This is a genomic window from Corynebacterium marquesiae (assembly GCF_030229635.1).
GTDB classification, from domain to species: Bacteria; Actinomycetota; Actinomycetes; order Mycobacteriales; family Mycobacteriaceae; genus Corynebacterium; species Corynebacterium marquesiae.
This window is the reverse complement of sequence record NZ_JASPII010000006.1, coordinates 97,527-115,213: the sequence shown is the minus strand read 5'-3', so window position 1 is coordinate 115,213 and position 17,687 is coordinate 97,527. Positions and strand designations below refer to the sequence as shown.

18 protein-coding genes are annotated in these 17,687 nt (G+C 59.0%); 11 read left to right on the top strand and 7 right to left on the bottom strand.

The window, feature by feature from the left end:
* Positions 1–20 precede the first annotated feature (20 nt).
* The 5 genes from ppk2 (at position 21) to QP971_RS05685 (ending at position 5,051) form a co-directional block, all read left to right on the top strand.
* On the top strand, positions 21–908 hold the full coding sequence (gene ppk2 / locus QP971_RS05705; protein WP_269953280.1) for a polyphosphate kinase 2: 888 nt from the start codon (positions 21–23) through the stop codon (positions 906–908).
* Positions 909–937: 29 nt separating this feature from the next.
* Positions 938–2,116 carry a sensor histidine kinase gene (locus tag QP971_RS05700; protein WP_284811029.1) on the top strand — a complete coding sequence of 393 codons (1,179 nt, stop codon included), beginning with the start codon at positions 938–940 and terminating at the stop codon, positions 2,114–2,116.
* Positions 2,109–2,768 carry a response regulator transcription factor gene (locus tag QP971_RS05695; RefSeq protein WP_284811030.1) on the top strand — a complete coding sequence of 220 codons (660 nt, stop codon included), beginning with the start codon at positions 2,109–2,111 and terminating at the stop codon, positions 2,766–2,768. Before QP971_RS05700 ends, QP971_RS05695 begins: the two co-directional genes overlap by 8 nt.
* 86 nt (positions 2,769–2,854) lie before the next feature.
* A complete protein-coding gene (locus QP971_RS05690) occupies positions 2,855–3,568 on the top strand; it encodes an ATP-binding cassette domain-containing protein (protein WP_284811031.1) in 714 nt (237 codons plus the stop codon).
* Positions 3,561–5,051: an ABC-2 family transporter permease gene (locus QP971_RS05685; protein WP_284811032.1), complete on the top strand. Its 1,491-nt coding sequence runs from the start codon at positions 3,561–3,563 to the stop codon at positions 5,049–5,051. The genes QP971_RS05690 and QP971_RS05685 overlap by 8 nt, the downstream gene beginning before the upstream one ends.
* 142 nt (positions 5,052–5,193) lie before the next feature.
* On the opposite strand, the gene QP971_RS05680 is transcribed toward QP971_RS05685, so the two are convergent.
* Both QP971_RS05680 and QP971_RS05675 read right to left on the bottom strand, forming a co-directional pair.
* Positions 5,194–6,648, bottom strand: coding sequence for a glyceraldehyde-3-phosphate dehydrogenase (locus tag QP971_RS05680; protein WP_408926583.1), 1,455 nt, complete (start codon positions 6,646–6,648; stop codon positions 5,194–5,196).
* A 64-nt stretch (positions 6,649–6,712) separates the two neighbouring features.
* Positions 6,713–7,696 carry a nitronate monooxygenase gene (locus QP971_RS05675; RefSeq protein WP_284786533.1) on the bottom strand — a complete coding sequence of 328 codons (984 nt, stop codon included), beginning with the start codon at positions 7,694–7,696 and terminating at the stop codon, positions 6,713–6,715.
* Positions 7,697–7,731: 35 nt separating this feature from the next.
* Between QP971_RS05675 and pth the strand changes: the two genes are divergently transcribed.
* Positions 7,732–8,379 (top strand): aminoacyl-tRNA hydrolase, encoded by a 648-nt coding sequence (pth, locus tag QP971_RS05670; protein ID WP_284786532.1) that lies wholly within the window; start codon positions 7,732–7,734, stop codon positions 8,377–8,379.
* Here pth and QP971_RS05665 read toward each other — a convergent pair.
* Both QP971_RS05665 and QP971_RS05660 read right to left on the bottom strand, forming a co-directional pair.
* Positions 8,376–9,068 carry a potassium channel family protein gene (locus QP971_RS05665; RefSeq protein ID WP_239273894.1) on the bottom strand — a complete coding sequence of 231 codons (693 nt, stop codon included), beginning with the start codon at positions 9,066–9,068 and terminating at the stop codon, positions 8,376–8,378. The genes pth and QP971_RS05665 overlap by 4 nt on opposite strands.
* Positions 9,061–10,413 (bottom strand): TrkH family potassium uptake protein, encoded by a 1,353-nt coding sequence (locus QP971_RS05660; RefSeq protein WP_284811033.1) that lies wholly within the window; start codon positions 10,411–10,413, stop codon positions 9,061–9,063. The genes QP971_RS05665 and QP971_RS05660 overlap by 8 nt, the downstream gene beginning before the upstream one ends.
* An 81-nt stretch (positions 10,414–10,494) precedes the next feature.
* Between QP971_RS05660 and QP971_RS05655 the strand changes: the two genes are divergently transcribed.
* Together QP971_RS05655 and QP971_RS05650 are read left to right on the top strand one after the other, a co-directional pair.
* Positions 10,495–11,331 carry an SDR family NAD(P)-dependent oxidoreductase gene (locus QP971_RS05655; protein ID WP_284811034.1) on the top strand — a complete coding sequence of 279 codons (837 nt, stop codon included), beginning with the start codon at positions 10,495–10,497 and terminating at the stop codon, positions 11,329–11,331.
* Between the two features lie 24 nt (positions 11,332–11,355).
* Positions 11,356–12,990: a peptide chain release factor 3 gene (locus QP971_RS05650; protein ID WP_239273891.1), complete on the top strand. Its 1,635-nt coding sequence runs from the start codon at positions 11,356–11,358 to the stop codon at positions 12,988–12,990.
* 72 nt (positions 12,991–13,062) lie between these two features.
* Here the strand turns inward: QP971_RS05650 and QP971_RS05645 are convergent, their stop codons facing one another.
* Positions 13,063–14,628, bottom strand: coding sequence for an aspartate-alanine antiporter-like transporter (locus tag QP971_RS05645; protein WP_284811035.1), 1,566 nt, complete (start codon positions 14,626–14,628; stop codon positions 13,063–13,065).
* A gap of 152 nt (positions 14,629–14,780) precedes the next feature.
* Entirely contained in the window at positions 14,781–15,650 is an 870-nt protein-coding gene (locus QP971_RS05640; protein ID WP_284811036.1) for a patatin-like phospholipase family protein, read from the bottom strand.
* A gap of 25 nt (positions 15,651–15,675) precedes the next feature.
* On the opposite strand from QP971_RS05640, the gene QP971_RS05635 reads away from it, so the two are divergent.
* Genes QP971_RS05635 through QP971_RS05625 form a run of 3 tightly spaced genes read left to right on the top strand, consistent with a single transcriptional unit; the run spans position 15,676 to position 16,964 of the window.
* Positions 15,676–16,017 carry a hypothetical protein gene (locus QP971_RS05635; RefSeq protein ID WP_225747272.1) on the top strand — a complete coding sequence of 114 codons (342 nt, stop codon included), beginning with the start codon at positions 15,676–15,678 and terminating at the stop codon, positions 16,015–16,017.
* An 11-nt stretch (positions 16,018–16,028) separates the two neighbouring features.
* A complete protein-coding gene (locus tag QP971_RS05630; protein ID WP_284811037.1) occupies positions 16,029–16,406 on the top strand; it encodes a hypothetical protein in 378 nt (125 codons plus the stop codon).
* Positions 16,407–16,424: 18 nt separating this feature from the next.
* A complete protein-coding gene (locus QP971_RS05625) occupies positions 16,425–16,964 on the top strand; it encodes a gamma carbonic anhydrase family protein (protein ID WP_284811038.1) in 540 nt (179 codons plus the stop codon).
* Here the strand turns inward: QP971_RS05625 and QP971_RS05620 are convergent.
* Positions 16,961–17,614: a hypothetical protein gene (locus QP971_RS05620; protein ID WP_284811039.1), complete on the bottom strand. Its 654-nt coding sequence runs from the start codon at positions 17,612–17,614 to the stop codon at positions 16,961–16,963. The genes QP971_RS05625 and QP971_RS05620 overlap by 4 nt on opposite strands.
* Between the last annotated feature and the right edge of the window lie 73 nt (positions 17,615–17,687).

The following is a 17,687-nucleotide window of genomic DNA, read 5'->3' as shown; positions in this document are numbered from 1 at the left end:
GTGCCGGTTAAGCTGGATTAATGAGCACAAAAAGCAGTAAAGCCCCTAAGAAACTCAACAAGAAGGCCTACGAAAAGGAGCTCGAACGCCTCCAAGCGGAGCTCGTGGACATGCAGCAGTGGGTCGTTGAAACCGGCGCCCGCGTAGTCATCATCATGGAGGGCCGCGACGCCGCCGGCAAGGGCTCCGCGATTAAGCGCATCACCCAGTACCTCAACCCGCGCACCTGCCGCGTCGAGGCACTGCCTGCACCGAACTCGCGCGAACAGGGCCAGTGGTACTTCCAGCGCTACGTGGAAAAGCTGCCTACCAAGGGCGAAATCGTCATCTTTGACCGCTCCTGGTACAACCGCGCCGGTGTCGAGCGCGTCATGGGCTTTTGCACCGATCAGGAATACGTCCGCTTCCTGCACCAAGCACCCACCTTTGAGCAGATGTTGGTAGAAGACGGCATCATGCTGCGCAAGTACTGGTTCTCTGTATCTGATGAGGAGCAGATTAAGCGCTTTGAATCCCGCCGCAACGATCCGCTGCGCCGTTGGAAGCTCTCCCCTATGGATCTGCAGTCCATTACCCGCTGGGAGGACTATTCCCGTGCCAAGGATGCGATGTTCATCCACACCGATACCCCAACCGCGCCGTGGTACACCGTGGAATCGGAAGATAAGAAGCGCTCGCGCATCAATGTCATCTCGCACTTGCTGAGCACCATTCCCTACGAGAAGATCGAGCGCGAGATGCCTGAAATCCCGCAGCGCCCTGACTCTGATGGCGAGGCCTACGAGCGCCCCGCCCGCGAAGAGTTCCGCTACGTACCAGACGTCGCCGCCAAGCTGGAACGCAAGTCCGAGCACAAGACGGCGAAGAAGACCTCAAAGAAGGGCAAGAAGAAGGATAAGAAAAAGTAGCAGCACCGGCTGTATTACTATCTTCATTCATGAGCACTGACACCGTCGCGCAAGCGCGTTTAGGAGATAAAATCCTCACCGCGGTGGCGGTGCTCATTGCGCTATTTTATGTCATTTCTGCCGCGAAGAATCCCAGCATAATTGAGATTATTCAGGCAGTTCTATCGTTGCTCTTCCTGCCATTTATGTGGACCTGGCGGAGCCGTCCAGTGCTCAGCGCCACGGGCTTTATTGTGTTGCTCGCGGCATGGGCCGTGGCTTGGATGAGCCAGCTGCCCACCAATCTAGGGCTTACCCCCTGGGCCCTGACTGCACCCATGGCGGTATATGCTACCTCCCGCTATGTCACGCGCCGCGCCATTCCCCGCACGGTGCTGGCTCTAACGATTCTTGGCTCCTTCATTTCGCCATTCATGTGGCGCATAGATCCGGAGTCTTTCATTTTGCATTACCAACTGGACCGCCGCTACGTCGCCATGTTGGTCGTGCACTGGGCTGTTTTGGGCACTGCCTACTTCGCCGCCGCACGCTACTTCGACTTGGCACGCCAGCGCGAGCGCCTAGCCCAAAAGCGTTTCCACCAAGCCCAAGAGGAAGAGCGATTGCTCATCGCACGAGAGTTGCATGATGTATTGGCCCATTCCCTAACTTTGATAAAGGTTCAGGCGAATGCTGGAATCATTGCCGGGCGATCAGACGCTAAAGCTGCCGAGGAAGCGCTGGCCAGCATTCACGATGGTGCAGATTCTGCGTTGGAAGAGGTTCGTGGCATCGTCACGGCGCTGCGCAGCACTGGTCCCACCACACTGAAGCCAACCACGCAGCTAGAGCACATCGAGGGAATCATCGATGGCTTCCGCGCGGCGGGCTTAGACATTTCTGCCCGCCTGCCGCAAAATTGCGAAATTCCAGCGCTCACGCAGTTGGCACTGGTGCGCATCATTTCTGAAGGCCTAACTAATGCGTTGCGGCATCAAGGAGCCGGTACACGGGTGGAAGTAGAGCTAGCGCTAGCCGACGTCGCCCAGATCGCCCTTAAATCTACCAATCCCTCCCCAACTGCCAGCCAAGTGCCCGGCAGCGGTGTGGGTCTTGTCGGCATTGCAGAACGCGCTCACGCTTTGGGTGGAAATCTGGAAACCCAGGGCGATGCCAAAAAGTTCATCGTGCGCGCCGAACTACCGTTGCAGAAGGAAAGCCGTGTCTAAGATTCGTGTCCTGCTCGCCGATGACCAAGCGATGCTTGTCGCCGCTTTGTCCACCATTCTCAACGCACAGGATGATATTGAGGTCGTTGCCACCGCGAACTCCGGCGCAGAAGCCGTCACCGCGGCGATGAGCCACCGCATTGATGTAGCCATCCTGGATATCCGAATGCCGGGAATGGACGGTATCGCTGCGGCCCAAGCAATCCTTTCCCGCGTCCCTGACTGCCGCGTCATCATGCTCACTACGTTTAATGAAGATGATTTGGTGGCTCAATCTATCGCCGCTGGCGCACATGGATTTCTGCTCAAAGATGCCGATCCGGAGGTGCTGGCGCGGGCTGTCCGGGACGTCGCCAAGGGCGCATCGGTACTGGCTGCTCAGGTAACTGGACCGGTCCTGGAGACCTACCGCACCGCCCTTACCCGTGGACAATTGAGCGCGCAGGAACGCCAAGGGCTTAGCCTAGTTACCCGGCGCGAGATGGAGGTACTTTCGCTCATCGCCCGCGGGGCCACGAATTCTGAAATCGCCGCCGAGATGGTCATCGCTGACACGACGGTAAAGACTCATGTCTCGGCGCTACTTTCCAAGCTTGCCGCGCGCGACCGAGTGGCGCTGGTTTTGCTGGCTCAGCGCGCTGGAATTGCCTAGTCTCCTACTACGGTAGGAGATGTTCGCTGCAAAGTCCGTCTTGTGGGCGGAAGATATTCGCGTCCCAGCGCGCGAAACTACGCAGTATGAATTATGAAGTCTCCTTTGAGCACGTCTCCAAGTCTTTTGGGCCTCACACGGTTTTGCGCGACGTAGATTTTCGCATCGCGCCTGGTCGCGTCCACGCCTTATTGGGACGCAATGGCGCCGGAAAATCTACGCTCTTTTCGATCTTTTTAGGCCTGCTCTCCGCCGATTCCGGAATGGTTAAAGTAGACGGCGTTCCCTGGTCTCGTGAAGTCCTCGACCACGTTGGTGCCTCCGTCAACGGCCCTGCCTTTTACGGGCATCTCACTGCTGCAGCCAATCTTCGCGTACATACTAGATTGCTCGGGCTGCCGGAGGCTGAGGTCGACCGCGTGCTCTCCATCGCCGGTCTCAGCAAAGTTGGTTCCAAAAAGGCAAAGTCTTTTTCTACCGGTATGAAGGCACGCCTCGCCTTGGCCCAGGCTCTCCTAGGCGATCCAGAAATCCTGGTGCTGGATGAACCACAAAATGGCCTTGATCCGCAAGGCATTGTAGAACTGCGGAACCTCTTGCAAAAGCTTGCTTCTGTCGGCCACACCGTAATCGTGAGCTCACATCAGCTCGGCGAGGTTGTCCATCTAGCGCAAGACATCACCATCCTTGCTGAGGGTTCCATTCGCTATTCCGGCGCACTGGAGAACTTGGCTCCCAGTGGTCAACTTGAAGCAGAATTTTTTCGCCTGACGTCTCCGGATGGTGAGCGCCATGTTTAAGCGCTACCTTTCCGCCGAGCTCCTGCGCAGCCGCGGTAGCGCGCTGCAATGGCTCCCGCTCCTAGCCATACCGCTCGTGGTGATGACCGTACTATTTTCCTCCTTTGCGTCCTCCGCGAAGGACGCTACTGGCGTCTTAGGATGGCAGTCCATGTTCATCACGGGCATGTATGCACCTCTCATTGCGCTTTTTGCCACTGTTCCCGAACACCGAGAGGCCCGTACCCGGAGCGGCGGAACGCTGTGGCGGCGAGTCAATCCTCACTATGAACAGGCATCCCGCTTTCTTGTCATTCTCACCAGCCTAGCGGCCTTCCACCTCCTGAATTTCGGAGTTTCCTGGGCAGTGGTCGCACTTCAAGGACGAGCGAACCATCAATTGTTACTAGTAGCTGGAGTCTATTCCTTCCTGGGTGCCATCGGCATCGCCGGTCTCGCTGCAGCGGGTGCACGTCGTTGTGGTCTCGCCGCCGCGCTCGGTGCGGGTATTGTCTGGCAGGTAGTTAGTGTTTTACCGAGCATTGTCGAAGGCAATGCGTGGTGGGCTTTCCCTCCAGCATGGCCGTTGCGGCTATTACTTCCTGCACTGCGCATTCATCAGAATTCCGTTCCTCTCGATCCGGGAGATCCGCTGCTGCAAGAAAGTCCTGTGCCTGCTGCGGTGCTATGTCTCCTATTGGCGGTAGTCGGTGCCTGCGCAGCAATCCTTACTCCTCGCCGTACACGACCCCTTTCTCTGCTCCGCCGCGCAGAGACACCTGCTACTACTGCCGCACCAACTACCGCTGCTGGAACTTGGACCCCCGCAGTTATACCTCGTGCCGCCGCTCGCTCCCGGCTTTTGGGCGCAGTGCGCGGACTTCACCGTGCCGCTTTGAGCCCCGCACTCATCGCCTGCCTAGCTTTAACCGCACTGGCTCTGGTTTTCCTCTCCGCTATCTACCCGCCCAGCTATGTAGAAGGATTCTTCCTCTTCCTATTGCTACCGGTAGGTGCGGGGACCCTTCCCGTGATGGTGTGGCCCCTTCTCGCGCCCTCGTGGCCTCTCAGTTATATTGAGTCGCGCTATAGCCCAATCGCACTTCTTTTGTGGCTATTTGGCACTGTTGTGATCGTGTGTTCTGCCGCATCGTTCGCGATGGTCTGCTCTGGGGGTTCTGCCACGGCCGCAGCAGCACAGCTGCCTCTGGCTGTGGGGGTGGGCTTTGCCATCACGGTAGTTTCCCTAGTTATCGTGCTGCTTCTAGGTATTTTGAGCGCGCTCGCCTTCACTATCGTAGGCACGATAGTCTCCGTAACCCTCGGCGGTGATGTACTAGCCAAGACCTTCTTGTGGCTCCTTGCCTTTCCAACGTGGCCGATGAATGCCGATTCTCCTGGACGCTACACCGTCGCGGCGCTTCTGACATTATTGATTGCTGTCGCTGATTCATGGGCATCCGCACGGTTACTACGGACTACTGCTCTGCGACCCACAAGGTAGATACGCTACAAAGCAGCCACAATATCGGGCGCTTCGGTCCGTTTTGGGTTAACAACGCGGCTGCAATATCGGCCCGGCGCCGGGGCATAAGGATAAAACGACTAAAGCCCGCGGTTAAGCCGCGGGCCAGAGCTAGGTGAGCTTAAAGCTCAGAAGGAGATACGCGCTTCGGCAGAACAACCGGGCGGGTGTGTGCCAGCTCTTCTACGATGCGTACTACCTGGTTGGAGTAGCCATACTCGTTGTCGTACCACACGTACAGCACCAGGTGCTTGCCGGAGGCGATGGTAGCAACGCCGTCGACAATGCCGGCGTGGGTATTGCCGATGAAGTCAGAGGAAACAACCTCTGGGGAGGCAATGTAGGAAATCTGCTGGCGCAGGTCGGAGTGCAAAGAAACATTGCGCAGGAAGTCGTTGACCTCATCGCGCTCTACTTCCTTGGACAGCTCGAGGTTGAGCACGGCCATGGACACGTCCGGGGTAGGAACGCGGATGGCATTGCCGGTGAGCTTGCCCTCAAATTCCGGTAGAGCCTTAGCCACAGCCTTGGCTGCGCCGGTAGCGGTAAGCACCATGTTCAGGCCTGCGGCGCGACCGCGGCGATCGCCCTTGTGGTAGTTATCGATGAGGTTCTGGTCATTGGTGAATGAGTGCGCGGTCTCCACGTGGCCGTGGGTTACACCGTAGCGGTCATTGATGACCTTGAGAACCGGGGTAATGCCGTTGGTGGTGCAGGATGCAGCGGAGAGAATCTGATCCTCATCGGCGATGTTGTCGTTATTGATGCCGTAGACGATGTTCTTGATATCGCCCTTGCCCGGCGCGGTCAGCAGCACGCGGGAGATACCCTTGGCCTTAAGGTGCTGAGACAGGCCCTCGCGGTCGCGCCATGCGCCGGTGTTATCTACCAAGATGGCGTTGTTGATGCCATAAGAGGTGTAGTCAATCTCGGACGGATCGTTTGCGTAAATCATCTGGATCTTGGTGCCATTGGCCCAAATGACCTCGTTTTCCTCATCCACGGAGATGGTGCCGTTGAAAGCACCGTGGACGGAATCGCGGCGCAGCAAGGAAGCGCGCTTGAGGATGTCACCGTCGCCCTTCTTGCGCAGGACGATGCCGCGCAGGCGAACGCCACCATATGCTGCCTCGCGGGCGACGAGCAGGCGGGCCAACAGGCGGCCGATGCGGCCGAAGCCGTAGAGGACGACGTCGGTGGTCTCTAGGTCAACGCCGGCACCGACGATCTCGCACAGCTCGCCTTCCAAGTACATGCGGAGGTTTTCCTCGTTGGACTCCTCCCACCCGAGGACCAAGCGGCCGAGGTCGACGCTTGCGGCACCCAGGTTCATGTCTGCCAATTCCACCAGGATAGGCAGGGTCTCCGCCGTGGACAGGTGGCGCTGCGCGATGCGGCGGCCATAGCGGTGAGACTTGATGATGTCGATATCGGTCTGGCCCACCAGTGGGCGGCCGAAGATGGTGGTGACAACGTTATTGTTGCGGTGCAGCTGGTGAATGAGCGGAATCATCTGCTGCGCCAGCTCGAGGCGCTCGTTCCAATCATCATGGCCAACATGTGCGTTCGCAGTCACGTAATTCATTCCTTTTCTGTCACGGGGGTGGCATTAAATCTTCAAACATAAATATTAGCGCCTACTACTGTGGGTTTTGGCATAGTTCGTTCAGGATGTTGGCCACAGTACCCCCGTTTATTTTCTCCACTTCGGTTCCTACGAGGCAATAAGCTACGGCATCATCGTGCTGCGCACGGCGTTCCTTAAGCACAGGATTCAAGAGCGGATAAACCGGTGAAAGGTTGGGATGACTGCGGGTGTACTGAGTTTCTAATCCACGGGCAAAGCGGCCCGAGAAAGCACGGGTAGACACGGTCTGCCCACCACGGCGCAGTAGCTGCCGGTTGTAGTCACTCGTTCCCGCCTCTTCGGTGAGCAAAAATGCGGAACCGCAGGAACATGCGCCGACGCCGTCCCAGGACATAGCGGTGGCTATATCGTCTGCAGTGCGCAGGCCGCCAGCAGCGATGAGAGGAAGATCAGGGGCTGCGGTATGCACATCGGACACTAGCTCTTCCAAGTCCCGGGAATCGGGAGTCGCGGCTAAATCCCAGGTTCCGCGATGGCCGCCGGCGGCCGGGCCTTGGACGCAGAGCGCGTCGGCGCCCCGACGTGCGGCCGCGGTTGCCTCCGCAGAAGTGGTTACGGTGGTCCAGGCCTCTGCGCCCGCGGCGTGGATTCGCTCTATCTGTTCGGGTGTGAAGGTTCCAAACATGGACCACACCACGCGGGCGCCACCGCGCAGCGCTAGATCCAGCTTCTCTGCAAAGCCAAAGGAGTAATCGGGATCGGGCAATGGCTGGTTTTCTGCTTCCGCCAGCTCGCGTGCGGCGGTACGTTGTGCCCCGGAAAGCGGCTGTTGTGGGCAAAAGAGGTTTACTCCAAACGGAATGCCGGCACACTGGTCAATCTGTGTGCGGGCAGTGTCTATGCTCGCAGAGCCCACACCTAAGGTGCCAAAAGAGCCGGCGGCATGGGCGGCGCGCACTAGTTCCGGGGTGGTGGGACCGCCGGCCATGGGCGCGGGGATTACGCTACGGGAAAGGGAGCTTATAACCTGACTCATAGCACCCCACCCTACTGAGAGAGGAAGCTAGTGCAGTGGCACCTTTAGGAGATTTTTTCGCGCGGTTCTTTGGCTCGAAGAATAAACCCACACCAGGCCTCAATCCGGACGAGCTAGAGGCGGAGTGGCTTATTGTGGGCTTGGGCAATCCCGGCGCGAAGTATGCCGCTACCCGCCACAATGTGGGCTATATGGCCATCGATGATCTATTAGCCGCAGACGGAGACGTGCTTGAGCCGGTACGTGGGATGGATATGCAGGTCGCGCCACTTAGCTGGGCGGGGCAGAAAGTACTTGCCGTGCGTTCAGGAACCTTTATGAATCTTTCTGGCGATCCAGTAGCGCCGCTGGCCCAGCAGCTAGGCATCGCCCCAGATCACATCATTGTTCTCCACGATGAGCTGGACCTTCCGGCCAATAAGATCCGGATCAAGCAGGGCGGAAATGAAAATGGGCACAACGGACTCAAGTCGCTCACGGAGCGCTTGGGCACCCGCGACTATCTGCGCGTGCGCATTGGTATTGCCCGACCACCCAAGGGATCGTCCATTCCGGATTACGTATTGGGCCCCGTGGATGCGGGCGCCGGCTTTGATGACGCCATCGCCACCGCGGCCGAGGCCGCCCGCCTCATCGTGACAGACGGGTTAGGCAAGGCCCAGAACCAGATCCACTCGCGCTAGCACTGGGAAAATTTTTCTAGGGCCTGGGGGCTGCCGGCGGCGACGATGAAATCGGTGGGGGTGAGCTCGGTGGCGTCGGCAAGCGGGGCCCACTCCCCTTCCGCGCGGCGCACAGAGACCAATTGCACGCGGTGCGTGCGCCAGATGGCAGAAAGGTCGAGCGGCCGGCCCACCAATGAACTAGGAACGGCCATCTGGGTCACGCCATAATCAGTGGCAATCTCCGCAAAATCACGGAAACGCCCGCCCAACAGGTAAGCCACGCGGCGGCCAGTATCACGCTCGGGCCGGATGACATGGTGGGTACCAATCTGGCTGAGAATACGCGCATGTGCCTCCGAATCAGCCTTGGCCCAGATATCTTTCACCCCCAGCTCCACCAGGTTAGATGCGGTAAGAATGGAATCTTCCAAATGGGAGCCGATGGCGACAATGACGCGCTCGACCTCCTCCACGCCCAGCTGGCGCAAGGCCTCTGGGTCAGTGGTATCGGCCGCAATGCTCTCCGTGAGGTAAGGAGCTTCTTCGCGCACGCGCTTTTCGCTGGAGTCGATGCCGAGGACCTCAACGCCATTGGCCATCAGCTCATGAGCAAGCGAGGAACCAAATCGGCCTAACCCAATAACGACGACGGGTGGAATATCGATGCCGGCGCGGGAGCGTCCCAGCGCCTTGAGAATATTAGCCAAGGAACGGCCTTTCTTCGGGGAAGCTATAGCGCCGGCTGACAGATTTCGCCGCCAGCGCTGCTACCAAGGTGGTTGGGCCAATGCGACCCAAGTACATGATGAGGCATAGCACAATCTGCGAGGGCGCAGACAGGCTTGCGGTAATTCCGGTGGACAAGCCCACCGTAGCGAAAGCGGAGAGCACTTCAAAGGACACTTGATCACCGCTAAACTCCGGATCGAAAAAGCGCAGCGCCGCCACGGCCAGCGTGACCACCATGACCCCGGCAAAGCTCAGCGCCAGCGCCTGGCGGGTCACCGATCGCGGAAGGCTACGGTGCCCAATGGTGGTGGTTTCCCGGCCCATAAATTCTGCTGCCATGGCTGCCAAGAGCACACAAGCGGTGGTGACCTTAATGCCGCCGGCGGTACCGGCAGAGCCACCACCGATGAACATCAAAATATCGGTGCCCATCAGTGTAATGGGGTGTGCCTGGCCATAATCGATGGCATTAAACCCCGCCGTGCGCGGAGAAGCGCCGGCAAAGAAAGAGTTGAGCAATTTATCCCCCAGCGGCATCGAGGACAAAAGTCCGGTCCACTCCATGCATGCGAAAAAGACGCCGCCGGCGAGCAGGAGCACGATTGTGGCCGTTAGGGTCATGCGGGCGGTAATGGAAATGCGGTGGACCACATGGCGATCGCGGCGTACCAACCGCGCCAACTCCGCCCACACCGGAAAACCTAAACCGCCACCAATCAAGGCGGCGGCCAAGGGCAGCAAAATCCAGGCATCAGAAACAAAGGGCACCAGGTTATCGCTATTGGTGCTAAACCCCGCATTGTTAAACGCAGAAACCGCATGGAAGATGCCCTCCCATACTGCGCGCGGAAAGGAATGCCCATAGCCAATCATCAAGCGCGCAGCCACAATGACGGCGATGATGCTCTCAGCTACCGCGGTAAATGCGAAGGTAAAAATCAGCGTCTTGCGGATACCACCAGGGGCGATAGGGCGCCCCTCATAAGCGCCGGTTTTGCGCGCCTTAAAGCTAATCCGGCCGGTAAATAGCAGGCCAGATAGCGAAGCGAGCGACATGATGCCCAGTCCGCCCAGTTGTATAAGCGCCACGATGATGACCTGGCCGGCCGGGCTCCAAAAACTGCCGGTATCCACCACGATGAGGCCGGTAAGCGAGACCGCAGACGTAGCAGTAAACAAGGCAGACAGGAAGGAAGCGCGGGCGGTGCCGGCCTCGGCGAACGGCAGCATGAGCAAAACCGTTCCCACCAGAATCAGCACAAGGAAGCCAGCCGCGGTCAATCGCGCCGGGCCCCACTGCCGTATGGAAAGCAAGTGTTTCACCAGCGGAAGTATAGACCTGCTTTCGACGCAGGGAAACTGCTGGCCGGCACTACCCCTCGGTGGACGGTTAGCATTGGTGTTATGACTTCGCCCAATAGCACTGCCAAGACCATTGTGATTACCGGCGCATCCGGCGGGTTGGGGGCCGCGGCAGCTCGTCAGCTGCACCGCACCCGGCCGCAAGACAACCTGGTTATCATCGGCCGCAATCCGGAAAAGACCCGCGCGATGGCCGAGGAAGTCGAAGGCCAGTACTTCCTAGCGGACTTCGAATCCCTGGGCCAGGTACGCCGCTTGGCACAGGATTTGGAAGGCTTAGAGCACATCCACGCCCTGGGCAATAATGCCGGCGGCATTTTTGATGGCCCGTCCACCACCGCCGATGGATTTGAGCGCACCTGGCAGGTCAACGTGGTCGCGCCTTTTCTATTGACCTCACTGCTACGGGATAAGCTGCGCGCGGATAACGCGAACGTGGTCCAAACGGCTTCCCTAGCCAATTTCCTTATGTCTAAATTCGATCTCAGCGATCCCACTACGCTAGAGCACTTCAGCCCCGAGCGCGCCTACGGCAACGCCAAGTTGGGCGATATCCTGCTCACCCGTTATATCGATGCCCACGGGCTTAATGCGGCCTCCTTCCACCCCGGCGTGCTTGCCACGGACTTTTCCAAGTCTTCTACTGGCCTAATGTCCAAGATGTATTCCGGGCTGATTGGCAAGACCTTTGGCACGCCTGCAGAAGGCGGCGATAACCTCGCCTACTATTTGACCGGCACCGAGGGAATCCACTTTGAATCCGGCGAATACTACAACGACAAGCGCAAACCTGGCCTGCAGCGCCCCATTGCGAAGAAGCTGTCGGTAGCTCGCCGCGTCTTTGATGATTTGGGGCGCCGCCTCAATGTGGAGTGGTAGCGCGAAACCACTAGACTATGCCGCATGAGTTCTGTCGTTTCTGAGGCCTCGCGCCGCCGCACGTTTGCCGTTATCGCCCACCCGGATGCTGGTAAGTCCACGCTGACGGAGGCGCTGGCGCTGCATGCACACGTTATTAATGAAGCCGGCGCGGTCCACGGCAAGGGCAACCGCAAGTCCACCGTGTCTGACTGGATGGATATGGAAAAGGACCGCGGCATTTCCGTGGCTTCCTCGGCGCTGCAGTTCGAATATGCACCGGAGGGCCACGAGGGCGAGCCCTACATGATCAATCTGGTCGATACCCCGGGCCACGCGGACTTCTCGGAGGATACCTACCGCGTGCTCACTGCGGTGGATGCGGCAGTCATGCTTATCGACGCTGCCAAGGGCCTCGAGCCCCAGACCCTCAAACTCTTCCGCGTGTGCAAGGCCCGCGGCCTGCCTATCGTTACCGTCATCAATAAGTGGGACCGCGTGGGCCGTGAGCCCCTAGAGCTTGTCGACGAAATCGTCAACGAAATCCAGCTGCAGCCCACCCCGCTGTACTGGCCGGTGGGCATCGCCGGTGACTTCCGCGGCCTGGCGCATATCAATGATGATGGCGAGGCCGATGAGTATATCCACTTCATCCGCACCGCCGGTGGTTCTACCATCGCCCCAGAGGAACACTTTGCTCCGGATGCCGCCGGGGAGAAGGAAGCAGATGTATGGGAAACCGCAGTCGAGGAAGCCGAGCTCCTCGCCGCCGATGGTGCCCTGCATGATCAGGAGCTTTTCGAGCAGTGCGTGACCTCCCCGCTTATTTTTGCGTCTGCGATGCTGAACTTTGGTGTGCACCAAATCCTGGATACGCTGTGTGCCATTGCCCCGGCTCCGCACTCGCGGGACTCCGATCCGAAGGCAGTTGAGGCTGCCACCAGCGCCATTGATGAAGTCCGCGAGGTTAGCGATGACTTCTCTGGCGTCGTCTTCAAGGTCCAGGCAGGCATGGACCAAAAGCACCGCGATAATCTGGCCTTTATGCGCGTGGTATCCGGTGAATTCGAGCGCGGCATGCAGGTCAACCACGCCCAGTCCGGCCGCAGCTTTTCCACCAAGTACGCCCTGACTGTCTTTGGTCGCACGCGCGATACCGTGGACACCGCCTATCCGGGCGATATCGTAGGCTTGGTCAACGCCGGCTCGCTCGCCCCTGGTGACACCATCTATTCCGGCAAGAAGGTGCAATTCAAGCCCATGCCGCAGTTCGCGCCGGAGGCCTTCCGCATTCTGCGCGCGAAGTCGCTTGGCAAGTACAAGGCCTTCCGTAAGGGACTGGAGCAGCTGGCGGCCGAGGGCGTGGTCCAGATTCTCAAGAACGAGGCGCGTGGCGATGCTTCCCCGGTCATGGCGGCGGTCGGCCCCATGCAGTTCGAGGTCATGCAGGCCCGCATGGAGTTCGAATACAACGTGGAAACCGTCACCGAGCCTATTCCCTATTCCGTGGCTCGCCGCACCGATGCCGAATCCGCCCCAGAGCTCGGGCGTCAGCGCGGCGTAGAAATCTTCACCCGCCAAGATGGCGAGCTCATCGCGCTCTTTGGCGATAAGTGGAAGCTCGCCTTCATTGAGAAGGAACACCCAGAGCTCACCATGGAAACCCTCGTGGCGGATTAGAAACCACACAGGTCCACATACCAGAGGAAAAGGCCGCTTCCCGTTCTGGGAAGCGGCCTTTTCCGTTGCGTGTCAAACCATCAACATCACAGGGACAACGGCAATCTTGACCACCTGCCCCACCACAATGGTGGCCGCATAACCGGTCATGATGCGCGAGTCGGAGCTCAGCCCCGTGGCGTAATTGACCACGGCCGGCTGAGCAAAGATGCCAGAAAGTCCGCCAGAGGTACGGGTTTCGGACTGACCCATGAAGCGATTCGCTACAGCGAATAGGACCGAAACCACCACGGTGACAATGGCGGCGAGGATCATGCACTTCAGACCCATCCAGGAGAAGGCGGTGGACAAGAATGCCTCGCCGGATGAGAGGCCCACAGACGCCAAGAAGATGACGAGGCCCCACTGCTGGAAGGCGGTATTAATGGAGGCCGGCACCTGCCATGGAATGCGGCGGGTGCGGTGCAGCGCACCGAGGATAAGACCGGTAATCAGCGGGCCGAGCGCGAAGCCCAGCTCGAAAGAAGCACCACCTGGCATCGGAACCACGACCTGGCCCAGCAGGTAACCCAAGAAGAGGCCACCGCCCAACGCTACCCAGTTCAGCTCGGAGTAGGACTTAATAGAGTCGCCGAAGTAATCCTGGATATCGCCCAAGCGGTCAAACTTCACGATGAGCTCGAGGATATCGCCGGAAGCCAGGTGAGTTTCATTATTGGCCAAGAATTCCTCATCGCCGCGCTGCACGCGCACGATACGACCGCCATAGCGGGAGAACAGATTGAGCTCCTCAACGGTGCGGCCGGCAATATCTTGGTTAGAAATAGCCACGGTTTCGATGACCAGGCGCTTATCCACGAACGGAGTTTGCGGCTGGCGCTTGCCCAGCATTTGGGTCAGTTCACGGGCCTTGGCCTTGGTGACCATCACGCGCAGAATATCACCTTTGCGCAGTTCGGGGCGATCGCCGGCAACCCGGACCTTATTACCGCGGCGAATGGTAGCGATAACAAAGTGATCCTTGAACTGTTCTTCCAAATCATCGTAGTTCACGTCTTTGGTAACGCGAATGGTGCGGGAGCGGAAGATCTTGGAGGCAGAATTGTCCTTATCGTGCTTGGCGGGCCAATTCTGCTTGAGCAGGAATGCCACGACCAAAATGGCCACCGCCACACCCACGGGATAGCCCAGCGAGTAGCCCACGGCGGGTAGCTCTTCACCGGTTTGTTGCTGGGCAACTGCCAGCGACGGCGTCGAGGTCGTGGCGCCGGCAAATACACCAACGGAAGCCAAGGTATCCAGCCCCAGCATGCCACCAAAGAGGAGGGCTGCGCCCGCGGCCACCACAATCGCAATGGTCGCCGTGAGCATGTGCTTCATCTGCTTGGAAAAGCCCTTGAAGAAGCGCTCACCGGCGGACAGGCCTTGCATATAAATAAAGAGTCCCAAGCCCAGCTCTTGCAGGGAGCTTAAGATGTCTTTATCTAGGTCAATAAACGAGCCGAAGGCCAAGCCCACAAACAGCGTGCCTGCCGCGCCAAAGCGCAGCGGACCGAAGGGGATCATGCCAAATAGCGTGCCGAGCAGCACTATGAAAAAGATGCTCAGCCATATATTTCCATCAAAAATTGCTAACACGCTGGAATATTTTAGGCATTTTCCCGCAAAGTTCCACGTGAAAGGCACATTCTTTAACGACCACCAATGGCATCGCTACTGCTTAGACCCTTTTCGTCCGGGGCCACCCACCCCCAGCAGCGGCACATCTCACAGCTAACGCTCATAGTGAACTAATCGAGGAGGAATTCCTTCCACCGTGGCCACTCCGTGTAGGTCTGGGCTTTCCCTGCCTGATAGTTCGCCCGCAGCTTGTGTACGTTGCGTTCGGTGGAGGCCACCTGCATATCTTCCGGGAAAAATAAACAAGCCTTTCCTTGGCGCTCCAACTCCAAAAGCCGATCTTTGGCTGCGTTATAGAGGGCGGGGCGGGCTATGAGGGCGTCGGCAATAGCGGGGTACCTGCGGAAGATGCGGCGGACGAAGGCTGGGCGCGCGACCTCCGGGCGCACATACCCGCGCGGCTTAGTACCAATAAACAGAAACTTCTCGTATCCGGCCTCTTCTGCTTGCGCAATAGTAATGCCACCGGAAGAGCCCAAAGCACCGTCCACGTACGGCGCGCCGTCGATAAATCGCATCGGCATAATCAGCGGCAGCGTGGAGGAAGCGCGCACGCGCACGAAGAGATCTTCCGGGGCGTGGATGTCCTGGCGAGTCCAGTAAACAGACTCGCCGGTATCGGCGCGCGCTGCAGCAAGCACCATATCGGCCGGATGCTCGCAGTAGGACTGCCAATCAAAGGGCAAATCCCTGTCTGCTGCGCGCTCATAGATGTACTCGGCATTGAAATACCCGGTGCCACGCACCAGCGAACCCACGCCACCGAAGCTAGGGTTTTTAGCAAAGTCCGTAAAAGACTCTTCGGCGCGGCGGGCATCGCGCGACAAGTAATTGACGGTGTGCGATGCCCCGGCAGAGACGCCGCCTACCCAGCCAAAGTCCACGCCCTCTTCGATGAGTTTGACCATACAGGCGGCCGTATAGGAATTGCGCATGCCGCCGCCTTCAATAACGAGTGCGGTGTTACTGGCGTCAATCATGGTGCCCCATACTACGCTGGGCCCAATGAAGCGCATTTTCCGGCAATTGCTCGCGGACGAAGAAGGCACCTTCGATATCGAAACCGGCCAGCAGCCCCGCACCGGGTTCGCCTATAACCCCACCGGGAAGGTGCTCCTGCGGGTGACGGAGCCTACCCCAGCCGCGGTGAGCAAAGCCTTGGCCTTAGCCAAGGAACACGGCGCGCGGTATCTCGGCACATGGCGCCAGCCCGATGGTCCACTCGTCTTCCTCGCCACGGCCGTCACCCACGATGAATCTGTGGCCCGCGAGCGCGTTGCCGCCACCGGGCAGCGTGCCTACTTCGACTTGGAGCGCTGCCGCACCATCACCGTGAGCGCTCACTAGACTGGGCTCCCATGGGATTAAAAGATGCACTTACCCGGCTGACCGGCGCGCAGTCCCCGCGCCTGGCCCGCCCAGATACCGCGGCGCTCACCGCCCACATTGACCGGCTGGAAATCCACACCGCAGGGCCGCTTATCATCGTCGTTACTGACCAGCCCGGCGCCGAGGTACTGCGCGAGGTAGCCCGCGCCCGCGAGTCAGCTACGCTGGATTCTCCCACCACGACGGTGCATTTTCCCGCCGTAAAAAAGGAAGCCTTGCCCATCAAAGATCCCCGGCACGGCTGGGTCATTCCGATGACGCCCGCGCTTGCCGACGCCCTCGTAGACAACCTCCCCTACCCCGGCGACTACGAGCTTTCCCCCGCCGTAGCCGTGGTGGTGGAATAGTTTCCTGAAAGAACTGACATGCTGCTTTTGCCTTATGCTGGAAAGAAGCCGCGCATCCACCGCAGTGCGTGGATTGCACCCACTGCCACCATCATTGGCGATGTAGAAATCGGCCCGGATTCCTCCGTGTTTTATGGCAGTGTCCTGCGCGGCGACGTGGGCGCGATTCGCATTGGTGCTAGGTGCAATATTCAGGACAATTGCGTCTTCCACGTAGAAGAGGACACGCCGTGCGAACTAGAAGATGATGTCACGGTGGGACACATGGCGATGGTCCATGCCGCGCATGTGGAGGCCGGTTCCCTGGTGAGTATGTCCTCTTCGCTGCTCTCGCGCTGCACTATTGGCACCGGCTCGCTCATCGCGGCAGGCGCTGTGGTACTGGAAGGAACCACCATTGCGCCGCGGAGCCTTGCCGCCGGCGTGCCAGCCAAGGTGCGCCGCGAGCTCAGCCCAGAGGAATCGCAAGCCTTCATTCCGCATGCTGCCCGCTACGTGGACTGCGCGCGCAGCCAATCCGATGCGGCTTTGAGCCTGGATGAGGTCACCTTTGATTAAAGGGAAAGCACGCCCATGAGGATGAGGAAGACCGCCACGAGGTAGCCGCCAAAGAGCGCCACCTGGGTGCTATTGGCGCGCGCCGCGGCAAAAAGACGGCCGGCAGCCGATTCGGGATGGGCGCGCACCACCGCAATAAAAAGGCCACAGACAGTGGGCAGGGACAGGGCAAGGCTGGCGTACCACACCAAGCCGCCGTACTGAGCGGCCGGAGCAATATCTTCGGTAGCCAAGTGCATGAGCCCGTAATAAAACGGCACCGAGGTCAGCGATTGCACCACACCCATTACGAAGCCGATGAGTGCGGTAATCGGTGATGGCGTCCGCAGCGGCTCTAGCAGCCGATTGACTAAGGCATTGGGCTGCCCTTTAGATCGCCATGATCCGAAAGCCACCGCAATGCCCACTGCTACAAGGACCCAGCCAGCAATGGGTGAGCTCAAAATGGCCTCAATTTGGTCTTTGACTCCTAGCAACAAAAACATCACCACTGCCGCTGCGACGAGCACCCCGACCCAATCTCCTATTACCACCAATGCAGCAATGCGCCGATACTTACCGCGGGGCAAAATGATGCCGATGGCCACAAGGATGCCAATAAGTAAGGCATTGACGGAATCCAGAAGGGCGAAACTAACGGCGTGGAGCATGCCGGACAGTCTACCGCCCCATACCGCCATCGCCGATACGCCCGAGGGCACAAGCCGTATATCTCACGAGCAG